This window comes from Mucilaginibacter sp. KACC 22773 (genome assembly GCF_028736215.1).
GTDB lineage: Bacteria > Bacteroidota > Bacteroidia > Sphingobacteriales > Sphingobacteriaceae > Mucilaginibacter.
This window is the reverse complement of record NZ_CP117883.1, coordinates 5,419,256-5,435,549: the sequence shown is the minus strand read 5'-3', so window position 1 is coordinate 5,435,549 and position 16,294 is coordinate 5,419,256. Positions and strand designations below refer to the sequence as shown.

The following is a 16,294-nucleotide window of genomic DNA, read 5'->3' as shown; positions in this document are numbered from 1 at the left end:
TGATTACCAGGAAGATAAAAACGAGGTGGATGGCAATGGCCCACTTGTGACTCTTTAACGAAATATGTGTATTGAAGCATAACGTCGGCCATCATCCAAACCGCTAACATATGACCCACGCAAAAAATATTGCTCGGTAAGCTTTATTTACCTGAATGTATTTGTTTAGCCGTAGCCCCGTTAGCGATTGAAACGGATACCGGCCAGGCGCCTAAGGCCCTGTGTAGTATGAGTGTAAAGCGCGGGCCGCAGGCAACGGCAGGAAAAGAATCAAGAGTCAAGAATTAAGATAGCAATTCGATATTTTGTGAATGTAGACAGCTCCACCAACGGCTTAATTCTGCCCTGTGGCTGCCTCCCTTGACAATAAGTTAACACTGAAAATGCCCGGCAACTACAATTATTGGTTAAATTTGATTAACAGGAAAAATAAACCACTATGGGAAAGTTTTTTGAAACCATCCAGCCGGCACATCAGGCCTTTATCGAAAAACAAAAAATGTTTTTTGTAGCATCGGCGCCACTTGCCGCCGGTGGGCATGTTAATTTATCGCCCAAGGGGATAGATAGCTTTAAGGTAATATCTGCAACAAAAGTGGCTTACATGGATATTATAGGCAGCGGTAACGAAACGTCGGCCCATATCCTGGAGAATGGCCGCATTACCCTAATGTTTTGCGCTTTTGAAGGGCCGCCCAATATTCTGCGTTTATATGGCAATGGCTATACTGTGCTGCCAGGCGACGAAGAATGGCCGCAGCTGGCACAGCATTTTGATATCCTGCTATCAACCAGGCAAATCATAGTGGCCGATGTTTACCAGGTGCAAACATCGTGCGGCTTTAGTGTACCTTATTACAGCTATGAGGGCGAGCGCGACCAGGCCTACAAATGGGCCGCCAATAAAGGCCCTGAAGGATTGGAGGCTTACAAAAAAGAGAAGAACCTGCTTAGCCTTGACGGCCTGCCAACAGCCTTGTATTAATTACATATCATCAATTGGTCGCCAAAGTGGCGGGTTATTTCTGAATTTGGTTAGCAGTTCAATTACTTCTTCCACTTCGGATATGCTTAATTCATGCTGGCCCGCTGTATATGAAAATACGTTGGCGGGCTGTTCAAAAGCAATGAAACCTAAATAATCCGGGTCGGTAATTTTATCTAAATGCAGGGTGCTCAATTTATCTAAAGCTTGTTCCTCGTGGCCCCTGTCCCTGTCAATAAACAGGCTGTAGGTATAACTAATTACCGGGTGTCCGTCCAGATGCGCTTCGGTGTCGGGTATCACCATCAGCCGTAGCTTACTGGTTAACGTGAAAAATATCGGTCTCATGATTGGTTTATTACAACCTAACGTTGTAACTGCCAAATAGTTTGATGCGACCATAGATAATAATGCCTGCACACAGCAATGCTTCAATTGTCGCAAAAACACCTTTAAAATGTCTGATCAGGCCATTACAATTTGCGGGCTCCTTTGTAAATTCGATCAACAAAACAAAACTACCATGGAAAGTACAAATAATCAGGCCGAAAAGCTAACCATCATCGAAACTACCAAAGTAATTGACGCCAAATACTCGCACCTGGACGGATCGACGTTCGTGATGCTTAAAATGAGCAATGCCAGCTTTAATGATGTTGACCTTACCAAACTTAAAATTATTAACGCCAACCTAAGCGACCTGGAGATTGAAGGCGCCCAGCTTGGCGGGGCTTACATCCATAACATTGGTATGCCGCCAGAAGGCCACACGGCATATGACCCCGCTGCAAAACAACGCCCCCTGCGCTTTGAAGATTGCGACCTTAACCACAGCACCATCAACAACTGCAACCTGCAAGGCGTAGCCATAGCCGATTGTAATATTAACGGCATGACCATCAATGGTATTTTGATTGAGGATTTGTTGAATGGAAAAATATAGGGGAGTGCTTGGGGGGATGAGTACATCACAAGGCCACTACTCACCCGGTCGGGCGGAGCCTCGACCGGGTGAGTAGTGGCCAGCGTTCAAAACCAATGTTTATTTGCCCCCCCGAACTCGTCATGGACAAAAAATATAACCAGCGAAAAATATTTTCAATAAATATGGTACTATGTATTGTATAGTACTGTGTTTTGTATTAGCTTTGTGATGAAAGCAGCACTACAACATATCATCATGAAAAAAATACAACAATTTATGGCCATTGCAGCAGTTATGTTGCTGGCTACGGCTTGCCGGTTTGGCGGCCGGCACACCACCATTATTGAAAATGCCGACGGCAGAACCGTAAAGATTGAATACCGCGGCCAAACCTACTTTACCGAGGATGGCAAAGCCATTAAGGCTATTTCGCCCCATGGTTCGGTATCCTGTAGTATCAACAGCGATGACCTGGTAGCTGAGAATGACAACGGACGGATTGTTTACGAAATTAACGGCGGCGGCAAACAAACTAACCTTGATGACTACGGAAAGGAGCTTTTAGCCAGGGCAGTTCAGGAAATGATCAAACGCGGGCACAATAGCGATAAGTAATTACAATTCGGAATGATTATTTAAGATAAAACCGGGTATGGCGACCCGGTTTTTTTGTAGCTATAGCGCAATGCGATACCTGTTATAAAAAAATGGCCGAATGCTGGTATTTTTATTATCCAAAACTGATAACCAGTTGCTTTTTTGTGCGGTTTTTTGTTATTTTTTGAAACTTTTTGCCCCCTTCCATTTTCAAATCTTCAAATTCTCAAATCTTCAAATTAATTAGATTAATTTTATTAAATTGTGGTATGAAAACATTTACCCGAATTGGAGTTTTGTTATTGATGTATCTGTTTAACCTCAATTTAGCCACCGCGCAATCTGTACCGATGGAGACCCCTAAAAGCACCGATCAAACCCTGAAGATAAGCCGTAATAAAATTGATTCGCTTGATAAACAACTTATTACGCTGTTGGGCCAGCGCGAACAGGTGGTTAAGGAGATTGGTATTTACAAGGCCAAAAATAATATCGCTCCATTACAGGCAGACCGCTTTAAGCAGGTACTTGAAAAGGCCGTTGCTGCCGGTAAAAAAGAAGGCCTATCTGAAACCTTTATTATCGAATTGATGAACGCCATCCACAAAGAAAGCCTGCGGATAGAGGAGGAGCTGAAAAAGCAATAAATTGAGTAGCAAAAGGCTAAACCGGACATGCAGAGTGTATAAAATACACAAATGTGCCTTAGCGTATCAAAACATTTTTCCGATATCGTTCCCGATTTTTTAACTATTTGATTATTAATGCTATTTGGATTTTTTTTATTGGTATTAAACCGTATCAATTCCTAATTAAAAAACTATAAATCAATTAATTATTGCCCTTGCTATTTGCTTTATTCAAATTAACTCTTTTAATTTGGAGCACCGGAACCGCTTTTCCTAATGGCGATTTGCCCGCCGGTACACCAATTAATATTGACCATGAATAAAAAAGCGATAATTGCCTGTTTTATTGCAAGTGGCTTACTGCAGCTACCAATGGCTAACGCCCAGGTTAAAGTGCCGTTTTCTATAGGCAATAAAAGGGTGAAAGTTATAGTTTCTGATAATCAACCGGGTATGAGGTTTAAAACTACCGAAACCTTGAAATTTCAGGATAGCCCCCAGCCCGGCGAAACGGAAGTATCTGTTTTTGTTGACCCGGCAAAATCGTTCCAAACCATGTTGGGCATTGGCGGTGCGCTTACCGATGCCGCTGCCGAAACTTTTTATAAACTGCCTAAGGATAAGCAAAAAGAACTTTTAGCCGCTTACTACGACAAAGATAAGGGGATAGGTTATACCCTGGCCCGTACCAATATCCAAAGCTGCGATTTTTCGAGTGATAGCTACTCTTATATCAAAGAGGGAGACGGCGCACTTAAAACGTTTAGTATTAGTCATGACAGGGCTTACCGAATTCCCTTTATAAAAGAAGCAATAGCGGCGGCCGGCGGCAAACTTACTTTGTTTGCATCGCCATGGAGCCCGCCCGCATTTATGAAGGATAATAATAGCCTGCTGCATGGCGGTAAACTGTTACCAAAATACTATCAAAGCTGGGCCAATTTTTTTGGCAAGTTTATACGGGCTTATGAAAATGAAGGCGTGCCTATCTGGGGCTTATCGGTACAAAATGAACCCATGGCCTCACAAAGCTGGGAATCATGTAAATACACCGCCGAAGAGCAGCGCGATTTTGTAAAGAACTTCTTAGGCCCAACTTTACAAAAGCAGGGGCTGGGCGCTAAAAAGCTTATTATTTGGGATCATAATCGCGATTTGTTATATCAGCAGGCCAGCACCATTCTTGAAGACCCCGCAGCCGCTAAATATGTGTGGGGCATAGGTTTTCACTGGTATGAAACTTGGACGGGCGCCGGGCAGCAATTTGAGTCGCTAAGGCGCACACACGAAGCTTTTCCTGCTAAAAACCTGATCTTTACCGAAGGTTGTATCGAAAAATACGACTTCAATAAAATTAACGATTGGTCGCTTGGTGAGCGTTATGGATTATCAATGATAAACGATTTTAATGCCGGTACCGTAGCATGGACAGATTGGAACATTCTGCTGGATGAAAAAGGCGGCCCTAACCATGTGGGTAACTTCTGTTTTGCCCCGATACACGCCGATTTACGTAACGGCAGCCTTATTTACACCAGCTCATACTATTATTTAGGGCATTTTAGCAAGTACATTCAGCCTGGTGCCAGGCGGGTTGCAGCCGTAGCCAGCCGCGATAAATTATTAACTACCGCTTATCTAAACCCTAACGGCAAGTTATCCGTAATAGTGATGAACCAAACAGACGAAAAAATTGAATATAGCCTGTGGATAAAAGGTAAAGCTGCTAAAACAACCAGCCAGCCACATTCCATAGCCACGCTTGTAGTAGAATAACAAAGATCTTTTTATAATCAACTAAATCTCAGATGTATGGTGGATCATTTATGGTCCACCATTATCGTTTTAAGTCAAAATTAAAAAGTCAAAAATCAAAAAAAAATTACGTTGATATATTGAGATTTAACGGCTGGCACGCTGTTTACTCAAAAATAACAGTCTTGTTTTTTGATACAAATACCCGGTCTTCAAATACCAGCTTAAGGGCTTTGGCTAATACTGATGTTTCAATTTCCTGCCCGGCTTTTACCATAGTTGCTGCTGTAAATGTGTGGTTTACGGGGATGATTTGCTGGGCGATAATAGGTCCCTCGTCCAACTCGTTTGATACAAAGTGAGCGGTTGCACCAATGAGCTTCACACCACGTTCAAAAGCCTTACGGTAAGGATTTGCGCCAATAAATGCTGGTAAAAAAGAGTGATGAATATTGATAATGCGCATAGGGAATTTGCTTACGAAATATGGAGATAGGATGCGCATGTACTTAGCCAACACAAGGTAGTCGGGCGTATAACACTCAATGGTTTGTATTACCTGCTGTTCAAATTCTTCTTTGGAGTATTCCTCGTGTGATATGTGGTGAAAAGGCATATCAAAGCGTTCGCAAATGTTCTGCAGTGTAGCATGGTTGCCAATAACGCATTGTACAGTTGCCCCTAATGTGTTAAAATAATTGCGGATAAGGATATCGGCAAGGCAATGGTATTCTTTGGTTACCAGTACTACCACTTTTTTGTGAGGCAAGGGGTTTACCATAACCATGGCGCCCTCAGGCAGCAGGGGTTTTAATAGTCGCTCCAGTTGTGCATCGTCCTGGTTATTGTCAACTTCAACCCGCATAAAAAACAGCCCTTCGTTTTGGTCTACATGTTCGCGCATGGATACTATGTTTAATTGCTGTTTGGCTAATATGGCTGCTATGTAGGCAACCAGGCCCACCTGGTCTTTACATTGAATAACTATAATCATGGTTTAACGATACAAAAAAATTTGGTGCAAAATAACATAACTAATTATATAAAATCATTTTTGCAAAAAAATGTAATGCGCTGTAGCAAAAGATCAGGTACTTGCGTAATACCTTAGTATAACCCCAAAAAATGAAATATTTTATCCTGTTGTTTGCCGCCACGGTGCTTTGCAGCATTAGTTCATGTAATAAAGATGGCTTGCCGGTCCCAACATCTACACAAATAACAGGCAGTTGGCGGTGGGTAAAATCAGTTGGTGGTATAGGTGGGGTTACACTCACACCGCAAAGCCTGGGTTACTCATTTACCCAGGTTTATGGTGCCGACAGTACTTTTAAAATGTATAAAAAAGATTCGCTTACCTTGTCTGGTAAGTTTTCGATAACCAGGAACTATAAGTATTCGGCTACCGAAACTTTTGACCTGTTGAAGATTAACAACCAAAACCCTACCGCTTTTATTATCCGCAACGATACCTTATACCAAAACGACGTGTTCATTTCTGATGGCTTTAGTACCGTTTATGTAAGAATTAAGCCCGATTAAAGAAGTTTAAAGGTCATCCGGTTTGCTATCGGGGCAAAACACCGGCCCTGCAAGCAAGACAGAATGATTGTTTTGCAGGCAGGGAGCTGGTTTGGCAGCAATGCCGGGCCAGCATGACTTTTTTAAACACCGTCTGGCACAAAATTTATTTCATGGCCGGCATCAAAAGCTACATAAGCTCGTCGCCATGGCTGGTCATCAACAAGTTTCCACTTATGGGCGGTCCCGGTGGTATCCAGGGCAATCAATATTTCGCCGGGGCGCACAATAAAAGTTTCGCCGGGACGGGTTTCAAACTCAAGGGTGCCTGATAAGGTTATCACATACTGCTCGGCAGGGGCATTGTGCCAATCAAAAAATGAATGCGGTGGCGATTCCTGGAACCGGATGCTTGATGCCTGGTTGAAAAGACCTTCGGCCACTGTGCCCGTTTGTACATGCGAGTGCCCATCGGCGCCGGTATATAGCTTATAAGTTTTTATCATTGTATTTTTGCCAACTTTGGCAATTACCGCTAAACTAAAACATTTGTGATTTTCAAAATGCTTATTTGGATAATCGTATTGTAAATATTGACAAACTTATTGCATTTTTGATGGTTAAGTAAACGATGATCCCGGCCGTACCCAGAAAGTTTCAATTTTTTCCGTTCCTGATCAGTTTAATAATTACACTGGCCATTGGCTTTATGGCTTCGCTATTTACAAGGCCCGAAATTGCCGGTTGGTACAGTACACTCAAAAAACCATCATTTAACCCTCCGCCATGGTTGTTTGCGCCGGTATGGACAGCGTTATACATTATGATGGCTACTGCAGCTCACCTGGTGTGGAAACACCGCAGTCGTAAGCCTGTATACATCATAGCGCGCAACATTTACTTTACACAGCTTGCCCTGAATTTTTCATGGTCGATAGTGTTTTTTGGATTGCACCAGGTGCCGGGAGCCCTTATTGTTATTATTTTACTATGGCTAAGCATTATTTTAAACATCAACTGGTTTTATAAGTTTAGCAAGGCCGCAGGCCGGCTGTTATGGCCTTATTTACTTTGGGTAAGTTTTGCCGCGGTACTTAACGCTGCTATTTATTTGCTGAATAAGTAGTGTAAAAAACACTATTTTTATTGCGTACATTTTACTGAAGGTTTATTGACAGATGAAAAAATTATTGCTCTTATTTTGCTTTGTTATAGCAGCCCACAGTTTTGTTTTTGCTGATGCAATAACCATAAACCATTTTGTAGTTAAAGAAAATCCTTTCGCGGTTGACCAGGTGGCCATAGTAGCAACCGACACGGCTGGCGTAACGCAGGAGAAAGTAAATGGCCTGTTCACTTTTGTAATGAATGGGTTTGAGTATCAGCTTAAATTTGAAAAAGGGGTTGCTTTTTACCGCCAAAAGATAGACCGATCTACGTTTTTGTATGCCAAGCATATGAACGAAACCGGCACCCACGCCATACTGTATTACATTTACAAGCACGATAGTAAACTAAGCCCATGGCACATTAGCTGGGTGCTTTTAGTTGCCATACCGTTAATATTGGTGCTGCTGGCTTATATGTTTAAGCGGTTTATTATTATAGCGGTAATCATCTTTTGTATCTTCCTGTATTTTAATTACCACAACAACCTCAGTATCCCAACATTTTTTGAAAGTATAATTGACGGATTGAAGAATATGGTGTAGGGGAGAGAGTCAAGAATCAAGAGCCAAGAATCAAGATAGATTTTTTGACAGGGAACTGAGGACTTTGAGATTATTGGACAGGCGGCTGCGCTTCTTATAATGCAGTTCAATTCTGTTTGAGAATTATTGCAATTTTAGAAGAAGAGAAGGACGGACTATTGGAATTTTAGATTATTAGACGGGAAATCAGATAAGTTACAAATTGAATAACCCAGCCACCCTTCCCAATTCAATAATTCACTAAATCGATAATTCAATAATTAAAAAGGCAGCCCTATCCCAAAGTTCAGCTGCATAAAGTTGTAGCTATCGCCAACAACGTTGCCTTTGCTATCAACACCGGTAGCGTTGGCTTTTAGATAAGCCTCTTTGAAGCTGCCCGATTTAAACAATTCATCGGCGTGTTTAATAAGCACCCATTGATCGCTGCCGCTAAATTGTGGATCTTTAAACTTAAAGGCCATATCCAGCCTAAATACAAAGAAACTTAAATCAAATCTTAAGCCTGTGCCTATCCCAATTGCGGTTGATTGCAAAAGATTATCAAACCTGAATTCGCCGTTCGGGCTTTCGGCTTTTTTGCCCAGGCGCCAAACGTTGCCAGCATCAACAAAAACTGCCCCTTTAAGCTTTGCGCCAAAAAAATTATTAATCAATTTATAACGGTATTCGGCATTGGCTACTAATTTAATTTCGCCAAATTGGTCAAGATACTTTAAACGTGCGCGTGATATTGGATCGTCTTTTTTCGTCAGGCTGTTATAATAGGCAGTTGCCCTGTTAAACTGTCCCGGCCCCAATGTGCGGGGCAGCCACGCGCGCATATCATTTGCACCGCCTGCGTAAAAATTCTTTTCAAATATCAGTTGGTCGCTGTTACCATAGGGTACACCTATGCCAGGATTAACGCGGAATACGAATTGTTTTTCTCCGCCAAGGGTACGGTAAAAACGAAGGTCCCCTTCTGCTTTGGCATATTGGCTAAAGGTGTAGCCCAGAAATTTGCGCTGGCCGGATGTATCCCTGCCTGTGTTAAAAGTGCTGCTTAACAAATTCAGGAAATTGCCGCCAATGTCAAGGCTTCCGCGGAAATATAAAAAGTTATCGTAAGAGTTTAACTCAATGGCATTGTACTGAAAAGTGTACTGGCTGCCTGTTGTGAAAACGGTGCGGCCTATTAATTTTATATAAGCAAACCTGTTATAAGACAGTAAGCTGTCATAGGCAGCAGGATCAATAACCCCCTTTGAAAATTCGATGTTGACAGGTGTAATGGTGTGAAGTTTACGGGCAGTTTCGTAAAAATCATAGCTTATGGAGTTTATAAAGCTTTGGCGCGTAACCAATCCCTTTTGGTAAAATAAAGAATAGTTGGTTGAGAACGTAGTATGGGGTACGCCAAATTTTCCTAAAAGCGGGAAGTTGAAAGGCGATATAATACGAGGGTAAATTAAATTAGCCCCGGCCCTAAACTCCTGGTTTTGTATATTATCATTATTGGTAGTGTTTGAGCCGTTATCAAACAAAATACTCCAGTTGAGTTTTAACTGCAGGATTGCCGCCTGGTTAAAAAGATTCCGGTTGGTAAAGGTATTACCCACGTTGTAGCCATACCTGCCGTTGGCAAACAGGAACTCACCTTCAACCCGGTCTGAATAATGTTTAAGGGGTATTATATCAATTTTGGTATCCAGGCGGTGCGTACTATCGGCTAGCTTTTCATAAGTTGGGTTAGGCACATTGCGGAAAACGTTTAACTCCGAAAGCCTGGTTGTAGTTAATGTCTGTTTGTCGATGTTATATAATTGCCCTTTTTTTTGAAAAGTATAATCAATTACCACCCGCGGCTTAAACCGATGCGAGAAATCTACATACCTGAATTGCGAATCGACCTGCAAAGTATCAGCTTTGCCGGTGGTTTTGCCGTTACTGGCAGATATTGTTATCAGCGTATTATTAATTTTATAAACCGGGTGCTCTGTTTTACCTGCCGGGTTATCAATCATCATTTTAATATCAACCACACTGCTGTTAAAGGTTGAATCGTAGGTGAAATTGACATACTGGCGGTAAAAGTCAAAATAGCCGTTACGTTTCATCAAAAGATAAAGTTCATCGCGGTCATGCGCCAGGCTATCCGTGTCGAAACGCCCTCCGGGTTGTATATGCGACATCCTGTTGCGGTTGGCGTGGTAAAGGTTGGCTATGTTTTTATCCGGAATGCTATCCACCAACTTACGGATATGAAACATAGGCCCCTCTACCGCAGTAAAAACTATTTCGGCGCGTTGTTTTTTGATGATGACGCTATCGGTAACCTTTGCTTTTAAATAGCCCCGGTTTTGGACGAATTTTTCCATCTGGAAACGCGAATACTCAACCAGGCTGCTGTCAAGCAACGTAGGCGCCTCGCCTATGTTGCGTTTGCCATGGTTGCTAAACCAATAATAAAATTGCAGGTTAAGCTTGTTATTTGGCTGTTGTTCTTTATCAACATAATTTAACGCGGCTTCTTCAAATTGCTCATCAATACCTTTAATGGTAATTTTACGCACCAGGGTTTGATTTTTGCCGATGCCGCGGGTAAGGCTACAGCCCGAGCCGATTATGAGCAGTAAAATACTTAATATTGCAAGACGGTAACCAGCAGGTTTTTTGTATGCTTTCAAAATCACAAATCAGTTTATTAACATCCTTACAACATAAAAAATTTCGCAGGGAGCATGGTTTTTTCCTGGTTGAAGGCTATAAATCAGTTGTTGAATTTACAGGTTCGCGTTACCAGGTTGATACGGTATACCATACCGGTGCAATTGCTCCAAAAATGCTGAATTTATCCCGAAAAATAAACTTTCAGGAGATTTCGGTGAAGGATATCGAAAAAATCAGCACTTTGAAAACGCCGCAGGAGGTAATTGGTTTGGTTAATATACCAATATGGCCAACTTTAAATTACGATAGCCTTAAACATAGGTTTTCTTTAGTGCTGGATAATATACAGGACCCGGGCAATATGGGCACCATTATCCGCACTGCCGATTGGTTTGGTATTAATGATATCATATGCAGCGAGGACACGGTTGATGTATACAACCCCAAAGTAGTGCAGGCCACCATGGGCTCGTTGGCGCGTGTAAATGTACATTATACCAACCTGGCGCAAGCGCTGTCACAAATTAAATTGCCGATATTTGGCGCGATGCTGGACGGCGAAAATATTTACAATACTGCTTTTGGCACCGAGGGGTTATTGGTGATGGGGAACGAAGGCAACGGTATAAGCACTGATATTGAGCGGTTAATAACCACTAAAATAACCATCCCGAGGGCGGGGCAGGCCGAGTCATTGAACGTGGCGATAGCTACTGCCATACTATGTTCTGAAATAAAAAGAAATTCAATGAAATAAATATTGGCTTTGCAATAAATAAATTACTATTTTTGCAATCCTAAAATTAGGGTCGGGTGGCCGAGTGGCTAGGCAGAGGTCTGCAAAACCTTTTACAGCGGTTCGAATCCGCTCCCGACCTCAAGGGTATTAAAAACATTAAAATAACAACACCATGGGCGTTACACGTTTAAAAAGAAAAGATAGAAAAAACAAAACTACTTCACGTTTAGAAGTTCAGTTTTTAAAACTGGCTACTAACCTTGAGTACGGAAGCCGTTCTGCCGAGAAAAAAGGCAACCAGATCCAAAAAAACAACGAAGCTTTAGCTATCGCTGCCGGTAAATAATCTATCTGTTTTCAGGCGCCTGGCGCTTAAAAAGATCTTATAAATCCTGCTGGTTTCAGAAACCGGTGGGATTTTTTTGTTTTCTGAATCAGAATTTACAGGATTTTAGAATTAACAGAATGAATGCTTTTCTGTGCCAGCTAAATTTATTGAATATTTAGGGTTCTGAAAATCCTCTAATTCTGCAAATTCTGATTCAGAAGACTTTTATTTATCCTCGCAATCAACCCCGGTCCTTCGTAAATAAAACCGGTATACAGCTGTACCAATGATGCGCCTGCATTTAGTTTTTCGATGGCATCATCGGCAGAGTGTATGCCGCCCACTCCAATTATCGGGAAAGATCCGTTTGATTTTTTGTGAATATAGCTAATAACCTCGGTTGAGCGTTTGGTCAGCGGCATGCCGCTTAGTCCGCCCATTTCGTCTTTTAAGCTGGCTAGAGATCTTAAATTCTCCCTGCTGATGGTTGTATTGGTGGCTATAAGGCCGGCAATGCCGGTTTGTTGTACAATCTCTACAATATCATTCAACTGCGAATCCGTGAGGTCTGGTGCTATTTTGAGCAGGATAGGCCTGCTGATGCCGTTTTTTGAATTACGTTGCTGTAGGGTATTCAGCAGGTTCATTAAAGGCTCTTTTTCCTGCAACTCGCGCAAGCCGGGCGTATTGGGCGAACTTACGTTCACCACAAAATAATCAACCACATCAAAAAGGCGGTCAAAACATTTAATATAATCGCTTACGGCATCTTCATTGGGGGTAACCTTATTTTTGCCAATGTTACCGCCTATGATCAGGCTCCTTTGCGCGCCTTTGGCATTTTTGCGGAACGTTGCTATCCGTTCGGCAGCTACGTCAACTCCAAAATTGTTAAAGCCCATGCGGTTAATGAGTGCACCATCTGCCGGCAGGCGGAACATGCGAGGCTGTGGGTTGCCGGGCTGGGGCAGTGGGGTAACTGTGCCAATCTCTACAAAACCAAAACCTATGTTGGCCATTTCGCCCATCAGTTCGGCATTTTTATCAAAGCCGGCGGCAAGGCCAACCGGATTTTTAAATTTAAGGCCAAACACCTCACGTTCCAATCGCGGGTTGTTTACATCCCATATGGCCCGGCTTAACGCGGCGCCACCCGGAAAACGATTAAAGCGCTTTAAATTGCGGGTTACAAAATAATGTACTTTTTCGGGATCGAACTGGAACAGGATGGGTTTTAATAAAAAATACATGGCGCGAAGTTAACAAATACTAATAGCTGTATAAACCAGAATTTTATGAAAATTAAGCTGGCAGATTATATTATTAGGGCAAATGCTGGTACAAAATTCAACAAAATTTAAAAAAGCCGGGTAAATCAGTAAATTCGGAAATCCAAAATCAAATCTATCAAACCATTTATGAATAATATTTTTAAACCCGATCGCCGTAATTTTTTAAAAACAGCATCGGTGGGTACCATCGCTGCAATGGGCTTGCCGCAGATAGTTTCGGCTGCATTAGCCAACACTAAACCATCAAGAAAAATCAGTTTTAATACCGGTGATGTAATTCTTTTTCAGGGTGATTCCATTACCGATTGGGGCCGCGATCATAATAGTACCGAATTTAATACAACCAGCGCCTTAGGATCAGGTTACGCGCTTATCGCCGCATCGCAGCTATTGCTTACTCATGCCGATAAAAACCTGAAAATTTATAACAAAGGAGTTAGCGGTAACAAAGTATACCAGCTGGCCGAACGCTGGGATACCGATTGCCTGGCGCTAAAGCCCAATGTATTGAGCATTCACATAGGTGTAAATGATTTTTGGCATACTCTTACCAATGGCTATACCGGAACTATAGATAATTATATTGCCGATTATAAAAAACTGATAGACCGTACCAAGGCTGCACTGCCGGATATAAAACTGGTTATTTGCGAGCCCTTTGCCGAAAAAGGCGTTAAAGCGGTTGACGATAAATGGTACCCAACGTTTGATTTGTTCCGCAAGGCAGCCAAAGATGTAGCCGAACAATATGAGGCCGTTTTTGTACCCTATCAATCGGCATTTGATAAAGCTGAGAAAATTGCCCCGGCCACCTACTGGAACCGCGACGGTGTACACCCCAGTGTAGCCGGCGAAGCCCTGATGGCCCAAACGTGGCTGAAGGCAGTAGGAGCGTAATCTTGAGGCTAAAGGTGAAAGGCTAAAGGCAAAAGGTTTTTGGGAAGGGACTGAAGGTGATTTTTTTTACTAAGTCTTGAAGGCCATTCTCCTTTTCCCTTGCGAATGAAAATATCATTTTTCTATCATCTTAATACCTTTCACCTTTAGCCTTTTACCTTTCACCTCGGGCCTGCCAAAATACGGCTCAAAAACCGTATCTTTGCGCCCAAATGATTGCTATAAATAACCTTACGTTTGAGATTGGTGCGCGGGCCCTTTACGATGAAGCCAACTGGCATATAAAACCTGGTGAAAAAATTGGTTTAATAGGTGCCAATGGAACAGGTAAAACTACCCTTCTGAAAATTATTGTAGGCGACTATAAACCTACATCGGGCACCATATCAATGGCTAAGGACCTTACCATGGGTTACCTTAACCAGGATTTGCTGTCATACTCATCTGATAAAAATATTGTGCATGTGGCCATGGAAGCTTTTGAGCGCCAAAACCAGCTGCACGACGAGATAGAAGTTTTACTAAAAAAACTCGAAACCGATTATACCGAAGACTTGATAAACAAACTAAGCGATAAGCAGCATGAGTTTGAACTGTTGGATGGTTATAACATAGAATACAAAGCACATGAAATTTTAGCAGGTTTGGGCTTTAGCGAGCAGGATTGCCAGCGTAAGTTAAGCACCTTTTCGGGTGGATGGCGTATGAGGGTTATGCTTGCCAAAATCCTGTTACAGGCACCCGATATCCTGTTACTGGATGAGCCTACCAACCACCTTGACTTACCATCCATCCAGTGGTTGGAAGATTATTTGAAAGCTTTTAACGGTGCCATCATCATCGTATCGCACGATAGGTGGTTTTTGGATAAGGTTATTAACCGCACGGTTGAATCGCGCAAAGGTAAGCTGACTGTTTACGCGGGCAACTACACTTTCTACCTGGAAGAAAAAGCGCTGCGAGAAGAAATTCAACGCGGTGAGTTTAAAAACCAGCAATCAAAAATAAAACAGGAAGAACGTTTGATCGAGCGTTTCCGCGCCAAGGCATCCAAAGCAAAAATGGCGCAATCGCGTATCAAAATGCTTGATAAAATGGAGCGGGTTGATGACGTGGATGATGATAACCCATCGGTAAACTTTGCCTTCCGTTTCTCAAAACAATCGGGCAGGCACGTGGTAACCTTAGAGGATATTGTTAAAAAATACCCTGCCATTGATATTTTGGATGGTGGCGAAGCCGTAATTGAAAAGGGCGATAAAATAGCATTGATTGGGGCCAACGGGAAAGGTAAATCAACATTGCTGCGTATTATTGCCAATGCCGATCATGATTATACCGGTAAAGTAACAACCGGCCATAACGTAAGTACCACCTTTTTTGCCCAGCACCAGCTGGAATCATTACACCTGGAACACCAGATTTTACAGGAATTGCAGGCATTTGCGCCAAAACATACCGATACCGAACTGCGTACCATTTTGGGCTCATTTTTGTTTACCGGCGATGATGTGTTTAAAAAGATCAAGGTATTATCCGGGGGCGAAAAATCGCGTGTGGCCTTAGCTAAAGCACTTACTGCGGATGCAAACTTCCTGGTACTGGATGAGCCTACCAATCACCTGGATATGCAATCGGTAAATATCCTGATACAGGCCCTGGAACAGTACGAAGGTACTTTTATTGTGGTATCTCACGATAGGTATTTCCTTGATAATGTGGCCAACAAGATTTGGTTTATTGAAGATCAAAAAATAAAGATATATCCTGGTACCTACGCCGAATTTGACGAGTGGTATTCAAAACGCAAGTTAGAGCCTAAGGCGGCAGCACCTGCACCTCAACCTAAAAAAGAGGAAAAGAAGCCCGAGCCCGTTAAACAACAGCACGGCGAAAACAAGCATCAGCAGTTGAAAAAACTGAACCAGGATCTGGCCAAAATGGAAGAGCAAATTGCCGCGCTTGATAAAACGGTGAAAGAATTTGAAGTCAAACTGGCCGATACAAAAATATACACCGATAGCCAAAAGCTAAAAGAAACCAACGCCGCCTACAACCAAAAGCAAGTCGAGCTGAAACAAATTCAGCAAAAATGGGAAACTTTGGCGGAGCAGATTTTGGAGCTGGAAGCATAAGTATTACATACCAGAAACATGTCATTGCGAGGAACGAAGCAATCGCGAATTGTGCATATTCGTTTTGCACCCGAAGAGATTGCCACGCTGCGCTCGCAATGAGATAGTTTTAAAGTAAAATATATCT

The 16,294-nt window shown here is 42.4% G+C and carries 17 protein-coding genes and 1 tRNA gene; 13 read left to right on the top strand and 5 right to left on the bottom strand.

What is annotated here, in order from left to right; genetic code table 11:
• The first annotated feature begins 439 nt into the window (after positions 1 to 439).
• Positions 440 to 985, top strand: coding sequence for a pyridoxamine 5'-phosphate oxidase family protein (locus tag PQ469_RS22470; protein WP_274209671.1), 546 nt, complete (start codon positions 440 to 442; stop codon positions 983 to 985).
• On the opposite strand, the gene PQ469_RS22465 is transcribed toward PQ469_RS22470, so the two are convergent.
• Complete coding sequence (locus tag PQ469_RS22465) at positions 986 to 1,333, bottom strand: hypothetical protein (protein WP_090652374.1); 348 nt, start codon at positions 1,331 to 1,333, stop codon at positions 986 to 988.
• A gap of 175 nt (positions 1,334 to 1,508) precedes the next feature.
• Between PQ469_RS22465 and PQ469_RS22460 the strand changes: the two genes are divergently transcribed.
• The 4 genes from PQ469_RS22460 to PQ469_RS22445 all read left to right on the top strand — a co-directional run bounded on the left by PQ469_RS22460 (position 1,509) and on the right by PQ469_RS22445 (position 4,912).
• Positions 1,509 to 1,928, top strand: a complete 420-nt coding sequence (locus tag PQ469_RS22460) for a pentapeptide repeat-containing protein (protein WP_274209669.1) — start codon at positions 1,509 to 1,511, stop codon at positions 1,926 to 1,928.
• A gap of 237 nt (positions 1,929 to 2,165) precedes the next feature.
• Positions 2,166 to 2,525, top strand: a complete 360-nt coding sequence (locus tag PQ469_RS22455; protein WP_274209668.1) for a hypothetical protein — start codon at positions 2,166 to 2,168, stop codon at positions 2,523 to 2,525.
• Between the two features lie 251 nt (positions 2,526 to 2,776).
• Positions 2,777 to 3,154, top strand: a complete 378-nt coding sequence (locus PQ469_RS22450) for a chorismate mutase (protein ID WP_274209667.1) — start codon at positions 2,777 to 2,779, stop codon at positions 3,152 to 3,154.
• A 297-nt stretch (positions 3,155 to 3,451) separates the two neighbouring features.
• Positions 3,452 to 4,912 (top strand): glycoside hydrolase family 30 protein, encoded by a 1,461-nt coding sequence (locus tag PQ469_RS22445; protein WP_274209666.1) that lies wholly within the window; start codon positions 3,452 to 3,454, stop codon positions 4,910 to 4,912.
• Between the two features lie 145 nt (positions 4,913 to 5,057).
• Here the strand turns inward: PQ469_RS22445 and purU are convergent, their stop codons facing one another.
• On the bottom strand, positions 5,058 to 5,885 hold the full coding sequence (gene purU / locus PQ469_RS22440) for a formyltetrahydrofolate deformylase (protein WP_090652368.1): 828 nt from the start codon (positions 5,883 to 5,885) through the stop codon (positions 5,058 to 5,060).
• Between the two features lie 131 nt (positions 5,886 to 6,016).
• On the opposite strand from purU, the gene PQ469_RS22435 reads away from it, so the two are divergent.
• Entirely contained in the window at positions 6,017 to 6,433 is a 417-nt protein-coding gene (locus PQ469_RS22435) for a hypothetical protein (RefSeq protein WP_274209665.1), read from the top strand.
• A 122-nt stretch (positions 6,434 to 6,555) separates the two neighbouring features.
• Here the strand turns inward: PQ469_RS22435 and PQ469_RS22430 are convergent, their stop codons facing one another.
• Positions 6,556 to 6,918 (bottom strand): cupin domain-containing protein, encoded by a 363-nt coding sequence (locus PQ469_RS22430; protein ID WP_090652366.1) that lies wholly within the window; start codon positions 6,916 to 6,918, stop codon positions 6,556 to 6,558.
• 125 nt (positions 6,919 to 7,043) lie between these two features.
• Here PQ469_RS22430 and PQ469_RS22425 point away from each other — a divergent pair, with 125 nt between their 5' ends.
• Entirely contained in the window at positions 7,044 to 7,538 is a 495-nt protein-coding gene (locus PQ469_RS22425; protein ID WP_274209664.1) for a TspO/MBR family protein, read from the top strand.
• Between the two features lie 52 nt (positions 7,539 to 7,590).
• Positions 7,591 to 8,124: a hypothetical protein gene (locus tag PQ469_RS22420; RefSeq protein ID WP_090652364.1), complete on the top strand. Its 534-nt coding sequence runs from the start codon at positions 7,591 to 7,593 to the stop codon at positions 8,122 to 8,124.
• Between the two features lie 260 nt (positions 8,125 to 8,384).
• Here the strand turns inward: PQ469_RS22420 and tamL are convergent, their stop codons facing one another.
• Positions 8,385 to 10,793: a translocation and assembly module lipoprotein TamL gene (tamL, locus tag PQ469_RS22415; protein WP_274209663.1), complete on the bottom strand. Its 2,409-nt coding sequence runs from the start codon at positions 10,791 to 10,793 to the stop codon at positions 8,385 to 8,387.
• Here tamL and PQ469_RS22410 point away from each other — a divergent pair.
• From PQ469_RS22410 to PQ469_RS22400, 3 genes are all read left to right on the top strand, one after another.
• The gene (locus PQ469_RS22410; protein ID WP_274209662.1) at positions 10,784 to 11,533 is read left to right on the top strand and encodes a TrmH family RNA methyltransferase; all 750 of its coding nucleotides are present in this window, start codon (positions 10,784 to 10,786) and stop codon (positions 11,531 to 11,533) included. The genes tamL and PQ469_RS22410 overlap by 10 nt on opposite strands.
• Before the next feature lie 50 nt (positions 11,534 to 11,583).
• A tRNA-Cys gene (locus tag PQ469_RS22405) sits at positions 11,584 to 11,654 on the top strand.
• Positions 11,655 to 11,687: 33 nt separating this feature from the next.
• The gene (locus PQ469_RS22400; RefSeq protein ID WP_090652361.1) at positions 11,688 to 11,861 is read left to right on the top strand and encodes a spore protein; all 174 of its coding nucleotides are present in this window, start codon (positions 11,688 to 11,690) and stop codon (positions 11,859 to 11,861) included.
• 176 nt (positions 11,862 to 12,037) lie between these two features.
• Here the strand turns inward: PQ469_RS22400 and PQ469_RS22395 are convergent, their stop codons facing one another.
• A complete protein-coding gene (locus PQ469_RS22395) occupies positions 12,038 to 13,093 on the bottom strand; it encodes a quinone-dependent dihydroorotate dehydrogenase (RefSeq protein ID WP_274209661.1) in 1,056 nt (351 codons plus the stop codon).
• A 168-nt stretch (positions 13,094 to 13,261) separates the two neighbouring features.
• Here PQ469_RS22395 and PQ469_RS22390 point away from each other — a divergent pair, with 168 nt between their 5' ends.
• Positions 13,262 to 14,032, top strand: a complete 771-nt coding sequence (locus PQ469_RS22390) for an SGNH/GDSL hydrolase family protein (RefSeq protein ID WP_274209660.1) — start codon at positions 13,262 to 13,264, stop codon at positions 14,030 to 14,032.
• A 212-nt stretch (positions 14,033 to 14,244) separates the two neighbouring features.
• Positions 14,245 to 16,167 carry a ribosomal protection-like ABC-F family protein gene (gene abc-f / locus PQ469_RS22385; RefSeq protein WP_274209659.1) on the top strand — a complete coding sequence of 641 codons (1,923 nt, stop codon included), beginning with the start codon at positions 14,245 to 14,247 and terminating at the stop codon, positions 16,165 to 16,167.
• The last annotated feature ends 127 nt before the right edge of the window (positions 16,168 to 16,294 follow it).